Origin of the sequence: Selenomonas sp. WCT3 (genome assembly GCA_900100835.1) — a bacterium.
Classification (GTDB): Bacteria; Bacillota; Negativicutes; order Selenomonadales; family Selenomonadaceae; genus Selenomonas_A; species Selenomonas_A ruminantium_E.
Genome location: FNCM01000013.1, coordinates 44,039 through 59,284 on the forward strand (window position 1 = coordinate 44,039; position 15,246 = coordinate 59,284).

A 15,246-nucleotide genomic window follows, 5' to 3' on the forward strand; every position below is an offset into this window, starting at 1 on the left:
TAAATGTTTTATTTTCGGAGACTAAAAATGAATCAAACAAGAAATTTCAGTATAGATTCTATGCGAGTTTTACTAATAGTTATGATTGTAACACATCACTTATTATTGCGAGGAGAGGGAGTGAGACAGTTAGAGATAAATGCGTATAGTGGAGAGTGTATATATACCCTTATTAACGCTGTTTTGGTATGCGCTGTTGATGTGTTTTTTTTGATTTCAGGATATTTTAAAATAAAATTCAAGATTCGAAAAATTTTAAAACTGATTATCGCAGTATATTTTTTTTATTACACGATTAATGTTTTGTTTTATTTATTTAACGATTTGAGCATAACAACTGATATCTTGAAGGGATTTGTTTTTCCAATATCAAAATTTTGGTTCGTTTTTGTTTACGTAATACTGTCGGCGTTGTCTGTATGGTTGAATAAATTAATAGATGTTTTAAATACAAAAGAATTGTTATATTTGTGTTGCGTTCTTTTTGGGATTTTTTGTATCTATGGATTTGTTGTGAAAGATATGGTTGTTGGAGTGAATGATGGATATTCGTTGAATTATGCAGTGTTTTTATATTTAACAGGTGCGTTGATAAGAAAAAACAATTATCATATAAAAAAAGATAACATTATTTATGGTTGCGGTTTTAGTTTATTCGTTTTGATAAATATTTTTATTATATATCAGTTTATTTTAGCAAATAAGTATGCTTATGCTTGGCATATGTATTCGTATAATAATCCTTTGGTTTTGGGGGCTGCAATTTGTTTGTTTTTATTCTTTTTAAATAGGAGCGGCGGCAGAATTGAATATTATCTTGCAAAGATTAGTAGATATGTTATATATATATATATATTTCACTCGACAAAATGTATGTTCGAATATATTGTTAAATGGTTTTTACTATACAAAAAATGTGATTTACTTTCAGATGCTGTACTGATTGTTTTTTTTCTGATATTAATAACGTCGATTGGGAGTGTGGCGGGAGTGGTTTATGAGTTTTTGTTTCATAAAATCGACAAATATATATAGCTTTGCTATAACTGTATTGTTTGGTTTGCATTTTTTATGATTAAGGAAGGGAGCATGTAGTTTTGAAAATCGCAATTGTAGGAACTGGATATGTTGGTTTGTCAAATGGAATTTTATTGGCGCAACATAATGAAGTGGTGGCACTAGATATTGTTCCTGAAAAAGTAACGATGTTGAATCAGGGAATATCTCCGATAGTTGATGATGATATTATTGATTTTTTAGCGAATAAGAAGTTGAACTTCCGAGCAACTTTAGATGTTGGGATGGCAATAGATGGAGCTGACTTTGTCATTATAGCTACCCCGACAAACTATGATCCTGAAAAAAATTTTTTTGATACTTCATCTGTAGAAAAGTCAATTGAAGAAGTATTATCTATTAATCCAAAGACAATTATCGTTATTAAGTCTACGGTGCCTGTAGGGTACACAGAGAAGATGAAAAAAAATTATAAGACGGATAATATCATTTTTTCTCCTGAATTTTTGCGTGAAGGTAAAGCACTTCATGATAATCTTTATCCTTCACGGATCATAGTTGGCGAACGTTCGGAGTCAGCAAAGATATTTGCTGACTTGTTAGTACAAGGTGCATTTAAGGCAGATATTCCTATATTATATACTGATTCTACAGAAGCTGAAGCTATTAAGTTATTCGCAAATACTTGTTTAGCATTACGGGTAGCATTTTTTAATGAGCTTGATTCGTATGCTGATGCTCGATCTTTGAATACAGCTGATATCATACGTGGTGTTTGTCTTGATCCACGTATTGGCAACTTCTACAATAATCCATCATTCGGTTACGGCGGATATTGTTTACCTAAAGACACTAAACAGCTATTAGCCAATTATCATGATGTACCACAGAATCTTATTGGCGCTGTAGTGGAAGCTAATCGGACGCGTAAGGACTTTATTGCAGATGCAATTATCGCTAAGCATCCGAGGTTAGTGGGGATTTATCGTTTGACGATGAAAACAGCATCGGATAATTTTAGAGCAAGTGCTGTTCAAGGTGTTATGAAACGTATTAAGGCGAAAGGTATACCTTGTATTGTTTATGAACCTACATTGAAGGAAAATACTTTTTTCTGTTCTGAAGTAGTTGATAACATAATTGAATTTAAGAATCGAAGCGATATTATTATAGCTAATCGGTGGAGTGATGTATTGATGGATGTGCGATATAAAGTTTATACGAGAGATATTTATCGAAGAGATTGAAAATAAGTGAAGAATGACTCGGTACTGTCAATATTTTTTCGCAAAATCATGAACCCCATTGTGTGCTTACAATGTGGCGAAGCCTGGCACAAACAAGCATCAAAGCGCTTTCTCCATCTGGAAAAGTTCCAATGACGCGAGTTCGTCGACTAAAAATGACTTACATGAAAAAGCCAGAAAATCCAGAAAAGTCATTTTAGCCATATTTCACACAGGGAGGCCTTAGTTTTGACAAAAATTCAACAGATCAAACATCAGAAATCCATGGAATATTGGAAGCAGGTTGTCATGGACCCTTGTTCTTGTTTTGCGGCCGACGAAAAGACCGTATAAAGGGATTGCTTTGGGACGAGACAGGTTTTCTGCTCCTATATAAGCGGCTGGAGAATGGTAAATACCAATGGCCAGATAAACCAGACGACCTGCTGGAAATTTCCGAGCAGCAGCTATGCTGGCTATGAGCATTGGACAGTCAGAGCCACGTTCTGTGCTGGGCACATGTCCGCAGATACTTTGTAGATGATCTGCCCCAAGGACTCAGCCTGGAAGAGGCAGATGCGTCCATCAGTGGACAGGTCATAAAGAGAATCAATGAATTGTTTGCTCTGGAGAAAGAGTTGACAGATAATGCAAATAAAACTTTGAGGATAATCGCTGATGCGATTATCCTCGTTTTCATTCTGGGACATACTGGATGGTTTTGCGGTTACCGTGGAGATGCAGTGCCCCACGGCTCTTTGGGGTGTATGATTCGTTTATATTTGTGGTAATAGTGTCTTTTTTGTTTCCTCAGGAAGGTTGAGGATATCCATGGCTTCTTGGACACTGAGGTTTTATGCGGCCATTAGGTTGCGAATGGCTAAGAGCAATCCCACGGTGTGGTCTTCACTGCGGCCTCCAGTCCGGCCATTGTCGTGAGCTTCTTATATTTTCATTGTGCTGTTATATCATATGGCAAACATAATTCTATAGGGCGGCGTGTATAAATATATTGGTAGGGGCTTTTTATTCGATTGCGAGTTTTGGCTGGCAGATGGCTTGGCGGAGGTGTTTCAGGAGGCGCTGTTTTGCTTTGGTTATGCTTTGGTGGGTGATGTGGAGGAGGCTGGCGATTTGCTTTTGAGGGATTTCGTAGAGATAGATTAGGGAGAGGAGTCGTTTTTCGGCGGGGGTTAGCAGGTGGATGGCTTGGCGGAGGAGTTCACGGTGGCAGATTTTCTCTTCGTGGCTTTGGCTGCTTTCGGTGTCTTCGTAGACATCCCAGAAGTTTATATCTTCGGTGGCGGTTTGGTCTGGGTGAATGGTGCGGGCTAGGTAGCGGCGCTGGCGTTTGAATTCGGTGTAGAGGGTGCCGCGGACTTGGCGCTGGAGATAGGCGGCGAAGTAGATGCCGCGGGTGGCGTCATAGCTTTTGATGGCTTCGTAGAAGGCAAGTCGGGCGATGCCGGGGGCTTCGTCACTGAGATTCATGGCAGCAAGGTGGCGCTGACGGGATTCTTTGATGAGGAGGCCTTCGTAGTGATGGTAGAGGATGGCGGTGGCTTTTTCGTCTCCGGATGCGGCTTGGGCGATGAGGTTGTCTTCGTCGGTTTTGTTCATGTTGTTCATAGGAACATCTCCTTTCGTTTGCTTTTAGTATAGGTTGGAAATGCATTTTGGTCGAAAGTATGTTTGATGGTAAAAGCAAAGTGTGTGGGAATGTTTCCTGTGCGCGTACATATTCTGTGAGAGGTTTCTGATGGGTTTTGCGAAGGATCGCTAAAAGCCTTATGGCGTGTGAATATCCAAATGGATTGTGAGATTGCTGTTGATGAAGCAAATAAAAACCAGGTCTGTGCAATCGGTAAAAGCCGATGGCACGAACCTGGTTTTGTGTAGTTATTGCGGTAAGTTGATTTTAAAGTGTCTTAGCAAGCTCGGCGATACGTTCGGCGGAAAGATGGGTGTATTTCATAATCAACTGAATATCCATATTGTCGCGTAGCATATCAAGGGCGGTTTGTTCCTGATTTTTGCGTTCGCCTTCAGCTCGGCCTTCAGCTCGGCCCTCAGCTCGGCCATCGTCGTGAGCTTCCTGCATTTTCATTTCGTAGGTCATGTAACTCACCCTTTCTTCGTGGTTGGTTTTCGTTTCATTAATATAGGAGTCGATTTCTTTGATGAAGTCATCGGCTATGGGCAGGCCGTTCATGTAGTCTAGAAAGGCTTTTACATCTGGGGCTACGTCATTGGCGGTGCCCTGACTGCTGAGGAAGATTTTGGTAGCGCCGTCGTTTAGTTCGAGGCTCGTATCTTCACAGCATAGATTGCGGAATGTGTAGATATGGCGGTCTTTGTCAAAAAGCGGGAATGGACAGAGAAAGATGATTATGGATGAACGCAGTTCCTTATAGAGTGCGCCTCTGGCCAGTGAATCCATGTCAATCATAGATTGGTAGTAGCGGCTGCGGGATGCTAGTTCCTGGTCGCCGTAGTCGCGAACCTGCATTTCGATGTCGTAGATGGTATCATCACCTTCGACATAAACATCGAGCCGTATGCCTTTGCTGTCGTACTTGAATTTGAAGGATTTCTCTTCCTCGAGGTATTTGATCTCCTTGATTTTGATGTTGAGGATTCGTTCGATTAGACGTTTACAAAATCGCTTGTGCCGCATGACCAATTTGAACATGTAGTCATCGGTGATGGTGAGCTCTTCCCAAGGTTTGATTTTGTAACCGGACATAATGGAGCACTCCTTTCTTATATTATAACATGAAGAATGTAGGTGGGGTATTAGTATTACGCACGAACTTATGTTCTTAATATTATTATATCACATGGAGAACGTAAATTCTATAAAAGAAGATGTATACATATCGTATCTGTTGTGATTGTGTGAAGAAGCAAGAAGGAGGCTCTACTGTGGTTAGTAGAGCCTCCTTCTTGCTTCGATAAATGATTATTTACTCGCCATCTTTGCTGTATGGTTCAAGTAGTTTGTTAATCGCAACGGTGATATTATCTGGGGCACGGCGATAGGCCTTTATAAGTTCTTGCTCCTCAGGGCGCAACTTAATTGAAGAGATGGGGCCTTCGCGCCCTAGCAGGTATTCTATGGACACACCAAAAAAGTTTGCAAAATCTGCTAGAGAATGGGTCTCGGGGATCCGTTTGTTGTTTTCGAATTGAGAGATTGCTGCAGGAGTATATTTTTTGCCATAGTTTAAATTGAATTGCTCAATCAGTTCTTCTTGTGTAAGGCCGATTTTTTTGCGAAGTTCTTTAAAACGGGACATGGTAATCACTCCTTGTGTAAATAAGTATATATGGATAGAAAAATAAAAAAAATGTTGTTTTAGCTAATAATTATACTTGAAAAATTAACTAATATAGTATAAAATAGCTTGGTGTGATATTAACTTAAACGAAAAGAGGTAGTTTTATTATGAGTTGTCATGATATTGGCCGTGGAGTCGATACAATAATGGCCAAGGTACTTGAAATGTATGATGATGGAAAAATTTCCCAAGAGGCAGCCCTGGAAATGGTAGCAGTCTTTCCGAAGGCGGTGCATTGGTGTGATGGGAACGAATATGAGGCACAGGACACATTAACGAACACGCATTGTGCAGCCTGTCTGCATAAATACGAGGATGGGGAGAGGTTTGTATGCTATGATGACGTAGATATAAGAAGTGAAGACTTTGCGGATGGAAAAAGGAATACATGGGATGGGTGGGAGTCAATTATGGAGAAAAATGGATACAATGGCAGGTCGGTATGCCAGGCGTGCTTCAAAAAATACTTTTCCGAGGCAATTTCAGAAGAGGGGATGAAGCATATTTTTGATAGTATAAGATAAAAATGGCGCGTTGTTGTCTTCGTGGATAGCGACGTCATGTAAAAGGAAAAGCCGTGGGGAGGTAGCTCTCCGCGGCTTTAATCATTTTTGTGTTTGTTCAGCGGAGGCCTGCATGAGGGAACTTCTATCTTTTTCGTTTGGCTTATGATACAATAAAGATTAGTATGTATGAAAGGTGGAATGGAGCATGAAAATCACCATTGGCAGCGATCATGGTGCTGTCCAGCTGAAAGAAGAAGTCAAAATGGTGCTCAAGGAATACGGCGATATCGAAGTTACGGATGTCGGTACGTTTGGCACGGAATCGGTTGACTATCCGGATATTGCAGAGAAGATCTGTGCCGATGTCGTTTCGGGCAAGGCTGACCGCGGTATTGCGCTCTGTGGTACGGGTATTGGCATTTCCATTGCCTGCAACAAGGTGAAGGGAATCCGCTGTGCGCTTTGCAATGATGTTTATTCGGCTAAGATGTCCCGTCAGCATAACAATGCCAATGTGTTGGCTATGGGCGGCCGTGTTGTTGGCTTCGGCCCGGCTGGCGAAATCGTTCGCGCCTGGGTGGAAGGCGAGTTCGAGGGCGGCCGTCATGAGCGCCGGGTAAATAAAATCATGGCAATCGAGCAGAAGTAATCCTGTATTTGCCGCTATACTGTAAAATTTAATGAAGCAAGTGTCCGCATTCATCATCTGTTTTGTAGGAGGTTCTCCCTATGAGTCTTATGGAAACACTGAAGAAGTCTGACCCCGAAATCGCTGCACAGCTCGATCGTGAGCTGAACCGCCAGCGTACGAAGCTGGAGCTTATCGCATCGGAAAATATCGTGAGCAAGGCCGTTCTGGAAGCCCAGGGCAGTGTGCTGACGAATAAGTATGCGGAAGGGTATCCTGGTAAACGTTACTATGGCGGCTGCGAATTCGTGGATGAGGTGGAAACGCTGGCCATTGAACGTGCGAAAAAGCTCTTTGGGGCGGCTTATGCCAATGTGCAGCCGCATTCGGGGGCGCAGGCCAATATGGCGGTGTTCTTTGCGCTGCTGCAGCCAGGGGATACGGTCATGGGAATGAATCTGACGGATGGCGGCCATTTGACGCATGGCAGTCCGGTCAATATGTCTGGGAAGTATTTCAACATTGTTCCGTATGGTGTTACGAAGGAGACCGAGACTATTGATTATGATGCCTTGGAGAAACAGGCAGAGGAATGCAAGCCAAAGCTGATTGTGGCAGGTGCTTCTGCCTATGCACGCGTCATTGATTTCCCGCGTCTTTCCGAGATCGCAAAGAAGGTTGGCGCCTATCTGATGGTGGATATTGCGCATATTGCTGGACTCGTCGCTGCTGGAGAGCATCCAAGTCCGGTTCCTTATGCTGATGTTGTCACGACGACAACCCATAAGACGCTGCGCGGTCCGCGCGGAGGAATGATCCTTTGCCGCGATGCCGAGTTTGGCAAGCAGTTCAATAAGGCGGTGTTCCCTGGTATCCAGGGCGGCCCGCTGATGCATGTCATCGCGGCTAAGGCTGTCGCACTGGGCGAGGCCCTGCGTCCGGAGTTCAAGGAGTATGCAAAGCAGCTCAAGAAGAATGCCAAGGCCTTGGCGGACACTTTGATTCAGGATGGATTCCGCATCGTTTCGGGCGGTACGGATAACCATCTGATGCTCGTCGACCTCACGAGCAAGGGCATCACGGGCAAAGAGGCCCAGTTTGTGCTCGATGAGGTCAATATCACCGCCAACCGCAACACGATACCTTTCGAGCCGCTCTCCCCGTTCGTCACGAGTGGTATCCGTTTGGGCTCGCCGGCCCTTACGACCCGTGGATTTAAAGAGGATGATATGATAGAAGTAGGCAACATCATAGCAATGGTCCTTTCGAATCCACAGGATGAAGCCACGAAAGAGGAGGCACGCAAGCGCGTTGCTGTTCTCTGCGAAAAGTACCCGCTTTATGAGTAAAAAGGAGAAGAAAGAAAATGTCTGAAGATATGAAAGTTACCGTAATCGATCACCCGCTGATTCAGCACAAGTTGACGCTGATGCGCCAGAAGGATACGGGAACGAAGGATTTCCGTGAGCTTTTGGAAGAGATTGCTATGCTCATGGCGTACGAGATTACCCGCGATTTCCCGCTGAAGGAAATCGAGATTGAGACGCCGGTCGCAAAATGCAAGGCCAAGGTTCTCGAGGGCAAGAAGGTGGGCGTAGTTCCCATCCTGCGTGCAGGTCTGGGCATGTTAAATGGTGTGGTCAACATGATTCCGGCAGCTCGTGTCGGTCATGTCGGCATGTATCGCGATCCGAAGACGCTCAAACCGGTAGAGTATTATTGCAAACTGCCGAATGATGTCGAGGAGCGTACGCTTATCGTCGTTGACCCGATGCTCGCAACGGGCGGCAGTGCGTCGGCAGCGCTTTCCCTGCTCAAGGAAAAAGGTGCGAAGTCTTTGATTCTCATGTGCCTCGTAGCTGCACCGGAAGGCATCAAGGTCATCAACGAAGATCATCCGGATGTACCGCTCTACGTTGCGGCCATCGACGAGAAGCTCAACGAAAAGGGCTATATCGTACCGGGTCTGGGCGATGCTGGCGACCGTATCTTCGGCACGCTTTGATTGATTTAAAGGAGTAAGTATTTTGAGTAATTTAGAAGTAGGTATTGTCGGCCTGCCAAATGTCGGCAAGAGTACGCTTTTTAATGCGATTACGAAGGCTGGCGCTGAGGCGGCCAACTTCCCGTTTTGCACGATTGAGCCGAATGTCGGCGTTGTAGCGGTTCCGGATGAGCGCCTCAAGGTGCTCCACGAGCTCTATGATTCCAAGAAAACGACGCCGGCATCGGTTCGTTTTGTGGATATTGCCGGTCTCGTAAAAGGCGCATCGAAAGGTGAGGGCCTCGGCAATAAATTCTTGGAGCACATCCGTCAGGTCGATGCAGTCGCTCATGTTGTCCGTTGCTTTGAAGACCCGAATATCACGCATGTTGAGGGGGGAATCGACCCGTTGCGCGATATCGACATCATCCAGACGGAGCTTTGCCTCGCTGACCTTGAGGTCGTGGAGAAGCGCATCATGAAGGTGGCGAAATTGGCGAAATCCGGTGCCAAGGAAGCCCGCGTCGAGGATGAAATCCTGCGTCGTATCAAGGAAGCTCTGGATGAGGCGAAACCGGCCCGTCAGGTTGATTTGAGCGACGATGACCTCGAGGTCATTAAGGATATGAATCTCATCACGCTGAAACCGACGCTTTATGTCACGAATGTGGCTGAAGATGAAGTGGCAACGGCTTTCGAGGAAAATGCGTATGTGCAGAAGGTTAAGGAATTCGCGGCTCAGGAGGGCGCAGAGGTAGTTGCTATCTCGGCGAAAGTTGAGTCGGAGATTGCTGAACTCGACGAAGAAGAGGCGAAAGCATTCCTCGAAGATCTCGGCGAGACGGAGAGTGGTCTTGACCGTTTGATTAAGGCGGCCTTTGACCTTTTGGGACTGCAGACGTTCCTGACGGCTGGCCCGGATGAATGCCGTGCTTGGACGATCGTCAAAGGTACGACGGCACCGAAAGCTGCTGGCAAAATCCACACGGATTTCGAGCGTGGCTTTATCCGTGCCGAGATTGTCAACTACGACGATCTCGTAGCGAACGGCAGCGTCGCCGCAGCCCGCGAAAAAGGACAGGTACGTGTTGAGGGTAAGGACTACGTCATGCAGGATGGCGATGTCGTAAACTTCCGCTTTAATGTATAAAATTTAATCATAGTCAAGGGGCTGGTGCATGTTTTGAGCATGTGAACCAGCCTCTTTTGGTTAGCTTGTGTTTTCGTAGTAGGGAAGTTATTATATAACAAAGGAAAGTGGATTTCTTAGTTTTGCAGGAGTGAAGCTAATTTATGTAGGAAAAAAGCGCTGTTTTTTCCTACATAAATTAGCAACTAGGAAAAAAACGCTGTTCTTTCCTAGTTGGGGTACTGAAATTATGTCATAAGAAGGGATGTTCGTATGGAGAGTATTCATTTAAACGCGCTGTTTCATTCTGATGAGCACAAATGGAATGAACTTTACCAATCGCTGTACAATTCGCCCTTGACGCATGTACTTGCATTCGATATTCATCCTGCGAAGAGTCAGCGTCACTATCCAGCGTTCTTTTATTATACGGAAGAACTTATGCAAACAACTATCTCGCTGATGAGCCAAATGAACGAGTTGACGAAAATTGCCAACCGTATTCCTGCTATTGCTATCGAGGCATTCCAACGGGCATGTTTGATAGAGGAAATAAAATCCAGTAATGATATCGAAGGGGTTAATAGTACGCGAAAGGAAATCAGTCAGGCGCTTGATGCGCAGGATAATATATCGGTAGCGGAAACTACACGCCTTTGGAGTACTGTTAATAAGTATATCAAGTTGCAGAATAAACAGGATATTTCTTTTAGCAACAGTTCGGATTTGCGCAAATTCTATGATGAATTTATTTTAGATGAAATTCGCAGAGATGATCCTAAAAATATTCCTGATGGCGAAATATTTCGAAAAAACAGTGTGGAGGTATGGTCAAAAACAAAAGTGATACATCGTGGCGTTTTTCCAGAAAGACGCATTATCGATAGCATGGATAAAGCACTAGCGATATTGCATGATTCTCAAATTCCTAATTTGGTGCGAGTAGCAATTTTCCATTACCTGTTTGGTTATATACACCCATTTTATGATGGCAATGGTCGTACGTCACGATTTATCACCTCGTTTTATCTTGCGCGTATTTTGAGCCCGCTAGTGGCAATTCGGTTGTCCATAACCATAAAAAAATCGCTTCGCATGTACTATAAATTGTTTGAGGAGACAAATTCCTATGGAAATAGGGGAGATTTAACCCCATTCATTACAGGTTTTTTATGGATTATAGAAAAGAGTATCGTGCGTGTTAAAGAAGATTTAAAGGAGAAGGAGCGATTGTTAGAAGAATACAGCAGGTTGTTAGAACGGCTTGAGGCTGTTGATAATCGAACGGATAAAAGTATTTGTTATGTATTACTCCAAGCTGCTTTGTTTTCGGAGGATGGGGCAACACTAGCAGAGATTGCAGGAACTTTGCGAAAGAATGAACGGACGATAAAGACACATATTAATAATATTCCATCGGAGTATGTTTGCGTCGATAAAAGTCATCGTGCACATAGGTTTAAGTTAAATCTCGAGTCATTGCCCCTAATTGCTTCAATTTGATAGATATTGATTGCTACGCAAAAACGCCTTCCTATAGGAAGGCGTTTTGGGATTTATAACACGATTTTATTTCCTGCGGATATTTACTAATACGTCATAGAGAGCGACGCCGGGGGCACCGGTGCTTAGGCTGCCAAGGTCGCTGACGCGGCCGCCGTTTAGGGCGTTGACGGTCCCGTGTTTGCTGCTGCCTTGATAACAGAGGATGACGTCAGGAGGCAGGCTGCTGTCGAAGCAGACGATTCCGGTCAGTTTTCCGTATTGGTTCCAGAGGATAACCTGCTGGGATTCCGAAAGCCCACGCTGTTTGGCTGGTTGGGGGTGCAGGTAGACGATGGGGTATTCGGAAAGTTCTTTTAGCCGCGTGTGAATCTGGCTGTTGATGTTCTGTTGTGCATGTGGCGTGATGAAGTAGAAGGGCATTTCCTCCGAGGGGAGTAGTTGGACAAGGTTTTGGGGAATGGGACAGCAGTGGAATTTGCCGTCGTCGGTGGCAAAGTGCTGGCCCTCCCAGGCAATGGGCGTGGGGCGCACTTTGATGGCGCCTTTGCGCAGCTGGCGCCAGTTTTTGATGCCGATGGAAAGACAGAGTGATTCGGGGAGTTCCCGGTCCAGAAATTCTTCATCGGTGAGATGGGCGGGGAAGGTGCTGGTGCCTGGAGCCAGTTCGTTTAGGCGGTGGGTCAGCAGCCGGGCGATTTCGAGGTCGCTTTTGGTTTCGCCCTGGGGTGGGATGGCTCGTTCGTTGATGCCGAGCCACTGCTGGAAATACCCTGTGTAGATATCGAGGTCCTCGAATTCGGTGGTGACAGGCAGGACGATGTCAGACATTTGGGCCGTTGGCGTTAGGAATTTATCGGCCGTGACGATGAGCTCGAGGTTTTGCCAGAGGGCGTGGAGTTCTTGGAGGCCGACGTCCTGCGACCATAGATTGCGACAGGCAATCCAAAGCAGGCGGACAGGAGGGTCTTTTAACGTTTGCAGGGTATGGGAGAATTGATTGATGTTGACAAAGCGGGTATCGTCGCGGCACTGTTTGATGAAGTATGGCAGCTGGAAGGCTTCACGGTCGGCAAAGTTGACGCCGCCGCCGGCGATGCCGATGTTGTTGGTCAGCATGGAAAGTGCGTCGATAAGCCGGATGGTAAGGCCGCCTTGCAAATGGCGCTGGAGGCCAAAACCGGCCCAGATATGCATGGGATGGTGGGCGGCGATGAGCTCCACGAGAAAATCGATGGTTTCATCGGTTTGATCAACAGCGGCCAGTAGTTTTGACTGGTCAATTTTCGTAAGTCCCGTCAGGAATTCCTCAAGCCCTTTGATTTTATTGGATTCGGTGATTAGATCGTGGCGGGCATAGAGGCGGCACAGCAGCAGCAAGGCTAGGGCGGCGTCGCTTCCGGGGCGCAGCTGGATGTAGTAATCGGCTTTGCTGGCGGTCTCGGTGCGGATGGGGTCGATTACGACGATTTTTGCGCCGCATTCGCGGGCCGCGTAGAGAGCCGGCATCGTATGAATAGCTGTCCAGGCTGGATTGACGCCCCATAGCAGGATGAGTTTGGAGTTGACGAGGCCTTGCGTCTGGGAGGTGACGTTGCCGCCAAAATCCAATTTTTGTGCATCAATTCCCGAGGAGAAACAAGGTGTACCGATGGTCTGGGTCGTTGGGCCGAGACTGTTGAACATGCCTTCGCAGGCGTTGCGAAGCAGGCCAAAATTGCCCGAGTATTTGTTGAGGCAGAGTGGCAGTGTGGAATGAAAGCGTTCTTTGAGATCCAGAATTTTGTGGGCGATGATATCGATGGCTGTGTCCCAGGAGATGCGCTGCCAGTGCCCGCTGCCGCGTTCGTGCTGGAGCATGGGATAGAGGAGCCGGTCTTTGTGATAGACGGTGGAGAGGATTTGATTGCTCTTGGAGCAAAGCTGTTTGGCGGCACCGGGGGTCAGGGAATCGCCCGTTATGTGGTCGATGCGCCCGTGACTGGTATAGGCAAGCATGGGGCAGGAGTCGTAGCAGTTGCGTGGACACATGTGCCGGGTGATGGTATAGGTTTGCCGGTTCAATGAGAAACTCCCCTTTCTGACTATTTTTGTGCTATCATTATAACATAGATAGATTAGGAAGGAGGCGTGGATATGAAACCACATCAACTGGGATTTGAGGTAGATTTGTCCAAATGTGTCGGCTGCCGGGCCTGCGAAATGGCCTGCGCGCGTCAGCACCCAGAGGCAGAAAAGAGCTTCCGTCATGTGGAACGGGTGGGGGGCGGCGAACGGCCGCAGGGCTTTTTGACGTTGGGGTGCAATCACTGTGCGTCGCCGGAATGTATCCGCGTCTGTCCGGAGAATTGTTACGACAAACTGCGCAATGGCGTGGTTATTCATCACAGTGAGCGCTGTGTTGGCTGTGGACGCTGTGTGGGAGCCTGCCCTTATGAGGCCCCCCATATCAACGCCAAGACAGGGAAAGCCGAGAAATGTGATTTTTGTCTCGAGCGGTTAAAAGAAGGGAAAAAGCCTGTATGCGTCGAATTATGTCCAGTGGGTGCATTAAAGCTGATTACCCTAAATGCGGAGCAAATTGACTTTCCGGGGGATCCGCTGGTGCGCTATACGCGTCCATCGATGCGTTTTATCGAGGCGCGGGAACCTGTTTGTTTCTGGCGTAAAGAGGGGAAGAAAATCCATGACAAGTAAATATGATGCCAATCAGCTTTGGCGTCATAATACAATAGAAGAGAAAGTGAATATAGTCAGCCGGCAGCTGGAGCTGGAGCTGGCGGTAATCGAGCCTAGCGGGGATGTCCGCTACAAGACCGATGCGCTATCACAATCGGTCTTGTCCTTGCTTCGCAACCGCCGGCAGGCACTATTGCAGAAAAAAGAGAAATCTTTCCCGGGACTTACGCTTCGCGGACTGTATATGAAGTCACAGTCACTCGGCTGGTTGGTACTAGAGGTGGATTCGGCCGATTTGACGCTGGAGGAAACGAATTTTTTGGATGAGCTCGTGCATCATCTGAATTTTTTGCTCTGGCACGAACAGGAGATTCGTCGGGAACAGCGGAGTCATCGGGAGCAGTTCTTGTACGATTTGCTGTATCATAATTTTGAGACTTCCGAGGAGATGATCAAGCTCGGGAAACTCTGGAATATGAATTTGGAACGGCCGCATCATGTCGTGGTGATTGATTTCGATCATCCATTGCCGTCGGGGCAGGAGACGTATTTTCTCGACGAGCTTGAGCATGATTGGAGCCGTTTTTTGGCTTCGCGATTCGCACAGCCGATTACGATGCAACTTAGGGATCAGCTGGTGATACTGCTAACGGATTCGGGACAGAAATCAAGCGGTCAGGGGAATTTTGTCAAGATTATCCGCTCGATGATGGAGCAAATTCGGGAGAAAAATCCCCATCTGCCGGCATTTTCGATTGGCATTGGGCGCTTGTATCCATTAGCCGCTGATTTTTGCCGCAGCTTGCAGGAGGCCCGACAGGCGGTCAGTCTGGGAAGGTTCCGTCAACCGGAAAACGCGATTACCTGCTATGAAGAGCTCGGCGTGCTGAAGCTCTTATCCCATATCCGGACAGAGGAGCTGGACGATTTCGTACAGGAGACTTTGGGGCCGTTGATGGAACACGACGAGGAAAATAACACGGGCTATCTTGATACTTTGGAGGCTTATTTTCAGGAGAACGAGTCGTTGCCGCAGGCTAGCGAGCGGCTCTTTATCCATGTCAATACGCTTCGCAACCGTTTGAAAAAGATTCAGGAGATCCTAGGAGTAGAACTCGGACGGGCCGGTGATCGCGTACGTTTTTATGTGGCCTGTCAGGCTATTCGCATCATCAAGCGGACGAAGTATTAAATTAAAGTTTAATCCTTTGTGGAAATATATATTTTTTATCA

General features: G+C 46.1%; 16 protein-coding genes. 12 read left to right on the forward strand and 4 right to left on the reverse strand.

Features of this window, described 5'->3' with window-relative positions; all coding sequences use genetic code 11:
* Positions 1 to 27: 27 nt before the first annotated feature.
* The 4 genes from BLQ36_RS10695 to BLQ36_RS13685 all read left to right on the forward strand — a co-directional run bounded on the left by BLQ36_RS10695 (position 28) and on the right by BLQ36_RS13685 (position 3,034).
* Positions 28 to 1,035 carry an acyltransferase family protein gene (locus BLQ36_RS10695; protein WP_074515584.1) on the forward strand — a complete coding sequence of 336 codons (1,008 nt, stop codon included), beginning with the start codon at positions 28 to 30 and terminating at the stop codon, positions 1,033 to 1,035.
* A 62-nt stretch (positions 1,036 to 1,097) separates the two neighbouring features.
* Positions 1,098 to 2,264: a nucleotide sugar dehydrogenase gene (locus BLQ36_RS10700; RefSeq protein WP_074515585.1), complete on the forward strand. Its 1,167-nt coding sequence runs from the start codon at positions 1,098 to 1,100 to the stop codon at positions 2,262 to 2,264.
* Between the two features lie 338 nt (positions 2,265 to 2,602).
* The gene (gene tnpB, locus BLQ36_RS13680) at positions 2,603 to 2,725 is read left to right on the forward strand and encodes an IS66 family insertion sequence element accessory protein TnpB (protein WP_412583038.1); all 123 of its coding nucleotides are present in this window, start codon (positions 2,603 to 2,605) and stop codon (positions 2,723 to 2,725) included.
* Positions 2,726 to 2,728: 3 nt separating this feature from the next.
* The gene (locus BLQ36_RS13685) at positions 2,729 to 3,034 is read left to right on the forward strand and encodes an IS66 family transposase (protein ID WP_074515587.1); all 306 of its coding nucleotides are present in this window, start codon (positions 2,729 to 2,731) and stop codon (positions 3,032 to 3,034) included.
* Positions 3,035 to 3,269: 235 nt separating this feature from the next.
* On the opposite strand, the gene BLQ36_RS10715 is transcribed toward BLQ36_RS13685, so the two are convergent.
* The 3 genes from BLQ36_RS10715 to BLQ36_RS10725 form a co-directional block, all read right to left on the reverse strand.
* Positions 3,270 to 3,872 carry an RNA polymerase sigma factor gene (locus tag BLQ36_RS10715; RefSeq protein ID WP_074515588.1) on the reverse strand — a complete coding sequence of 201 codons (603 nt, stop codon included), beginning with the start codon at positions 3,870 to 3,872 and terminating at the stop codon, positions 3,270 to 3,272.
* A 289-nt stretch (positions 3,873 to 4,161) separates the two neighbouring features.
* A complete protein-coding gene (locus BLQ36_RS10720) occupies positions 4,162 to 4,989 on the reverse strand; it encodes an Rpn family recombination-promoting nuclease/putative transposase (protein ID WP_074515589.1) in 828 nt (275 codons plus the stop codon).
* Positions 4,990 to 5,209: 220 nt separating this feature from the next.
* Positions 5,210 to 5,542, reverse strand: coding sequence for a helix-turn-helix domain-containing protein (locus tag BLQ36_RS10725; protein ID WP_051635289.1), 333 nt, complete (start codon positions 5,540 to 5,542; stop codon positions 5,210 to 5,212).
* A gap of 149 nt (positions 5,543 to 5,691) precedes the next feature.
* Between BLQ36_RS10725 and BLQ36_RS10730 the strand changes: the two genes are divergently transcribed.
* The 6 genes from BLQ36_RS10730 (at position 5,692) to BLQ36_RS10755 (ending at position 11,334) form a co-directional block, all read left to right on the forward strand.
* The gene (locus BLQ36_RS10730; protein WP_074515590.1) at positions 5,692 to 6,108 is read left to right on the forward strand and encodes a hypothetical protein; all 417 of its coding nucleotides are present in this window, start codon (positions 5,692 to 5,694) and stop codon (positions 6,106 to 6,108) included.
* Between the two features lie 187 nt (positions 6,109 to 6,295).
* Positions 6,296 to 6,739 carry a ribose 5-phosphate isomerase B gene (rpiB, locus tag BLQ36_RS10735; RefSeq protein WP_033170658.1) on the forward strand — a complete coding sequence of 148 codons (444 nt, stop codon included), beginning with the start codon at positions 6,296 to 6,298 and terminating at the stop codon, positions 6,737 to 6,739.
* Between the two features lie 80 nt (positions 6,740 to 6,819).
* Positions 6,820 to 8,067 carry a serine hydroxymethyltransferase gene (gene glyA / locus BLQ36_RS10740; RefSeq protein ID WP_074515591.1) on the forward strand — a complete coding sequence of 416 codons (1,248 nt, stop codon included), beginning with the start codon at positions 6,820 to 6,822 and terminating at the stop codon, positions 8,065 to 8,067.
* Between the two features lie 17 nt (positions 8,068 to 8,084).
* Positions 8,085 to 8,723, forward strand: a complete 639-nt coding sequence (gene upp / locus BLQ36_RS10745) for a uracil phosphoribosyltransferase (protein WP_033170656.1) — start codon at positions 8,085 to 8,087, stop codon at positions 8,721 to 8,723.
* Positions 8,724 to 8,745: 22 nt separating this feature from the next.
* Positions 8,746 to 9,852 (forward strand): redox-regulated ATPase YchF, encoded by a 1,107-nt coding sequence (ychF, locus tag BLQ36_RS10750; protein ID WP_033170655.1) that lies wholly within the window; start codon positions 8,746 to 8,748, stop codon positions 9,850 to 9,852.
* 252 nt (positions 9,853 to 10,104) lie between these two features.
* Entirely contained in the window at positions 10,105 to 11,334 is a 1,230-nt protein-coding gene (locus BLQ36_RS10755) for a Fic family protein (protein ID WP_074515592.1), read from the forward strand.
* A 66-nt stretch (positions 11,335 to 11,400) separates the two neighbouring features.
* Here BLQ36_RS10755 and BLQ36_RS10760 read toward each other — a convergent pair whose 3' ends face one another.
* On the reverse strand, positions 11,401 to 13,398 hold the full coding sequence (locus BLQ36_RS10760) for a molybdopterin-dependent oxidoreductase (protein ID WP_318260979.1): 1,998 nt from the start codon (positions 13,396 to 13,398) through the stop codon (positions 11,401 to 11,403).
* A 72-nt stretch (positions 13,399 to 13,470) separates the two neighbouring features.
* On the opposite strand from BLQ36_RS10760, the gene BLQ36_RS10765 reads away from it, so the two are divergent.
* Together BLQ36_RS10765 and BLQ36_RS10770 are read left to right on the forward strand one after the other, a co-directional pair.
* On the forward strand, positions 13,471 to 14,031 hold the full coding sequence (locus BLQ36_RS10765; protein WP_074515593.1) for a 4Fe-4S dicluster domain-containing protein: 561 nt from the start codon (positions 13,471 to 13,473) through the stop codon (positions 14,029 to 14,031).
* Positions 14,021 to 15,205: a PucR family transcriptional regulator gene (locus BLQ36_RS10770; RefSeq protein ID WP_074515594.1), complete on the forward strand. Its 1,185-nt coding sequence runs from the start codon at positions 14,021 to 14,023 to the stop codon at positions 15,203 to 15,205. Before BLQ36_RS10765 ends, BLQ36_RS10770 begins: the two co-directional genes overlap by 11 nt.
* Positions 15,206 to 15,246 lie beyond the last annotated feature (41 nt).

Excerpts from the sequence above, each read along its gene's own strand:
- BLQ36_RS10695 (WP_074515584.1), top strand. The coding sequence starts at position 28 with ATGAATCAAACAAGAAATTTCAGTATAGATTCTATGCGAGTTTTACTA.
- BLQ36_RS10715 (WP_074515588.1), bottom strand. The coding sequence starts at position 3,872 with ATGAACAACATGAACAAAACCGACGAAGACAACCTCATCGCCCAAGCC.
- BLQ36_RS10720 (WP_074515589.1), bottom strand. The coding sequence starts at position 4,989 with ATGTCCGGTTACAAAATCAAACCTTGGGAAGAGCTCACCATCACCGAT.
- BLQ36_RS10725 (WP_051635289.1), bottom strand. The coding sequence starts at position 5,542 with ATGTCCCGTTTTAAAGAACTTCGCAAAAAAATCGGCCTTACACAAGAA.
- BLQ36_RS10730 (WP_074515590.1), top strand. The coding sequence starts at position 5,692 with ATGAGTTGTCATGATATTGGCCGTGGAGTCGATACAATAATGGCCAAG.
- rpiB (WP_033170658.1), top strand. The coding sequence starts at position 6,296 with ATGAAAATCACCATTGGCAGCGATCATGGTGCTGTCCAGCTGAAAGAA.
- glyA (WP_074515591.1), top strand. The coding sequence starts at position 6,820 with ATGAGTCTTATGGAAACACTGAAGAAGTCTGACCCCGAAATCGCTGCA.
- upp (WP_033170656.1), top strand. The coding sequence starts at position 8,085 with ATGTCTGAAGATATGAAAGTTACCGTAATCGATCACCCGCTGATTCAG.
- BLQ36_RS10755 (WP_074515592.1), top strand. The coding sequence starts at position 10,105 with ATGGAGAGTATTCATTTAAACGCGCTGTTTCATTCTGATGAGCACAAA.
- BLQ36_RS10765 (WP_074515593.1), top strand. The coding sequence starts at position 13,471 with ATGAAACCACATCAACTGGGATTTGAGGTAGATTTGTCCAAATGTGTC.
- BLQ36_RS10770 (WP_074515594.1), top strand. The coding sequence starts at position 14,021 with ATGACAAGTAAATATGATGCCAATCAGCTTTGGCGTCATAATACAATA.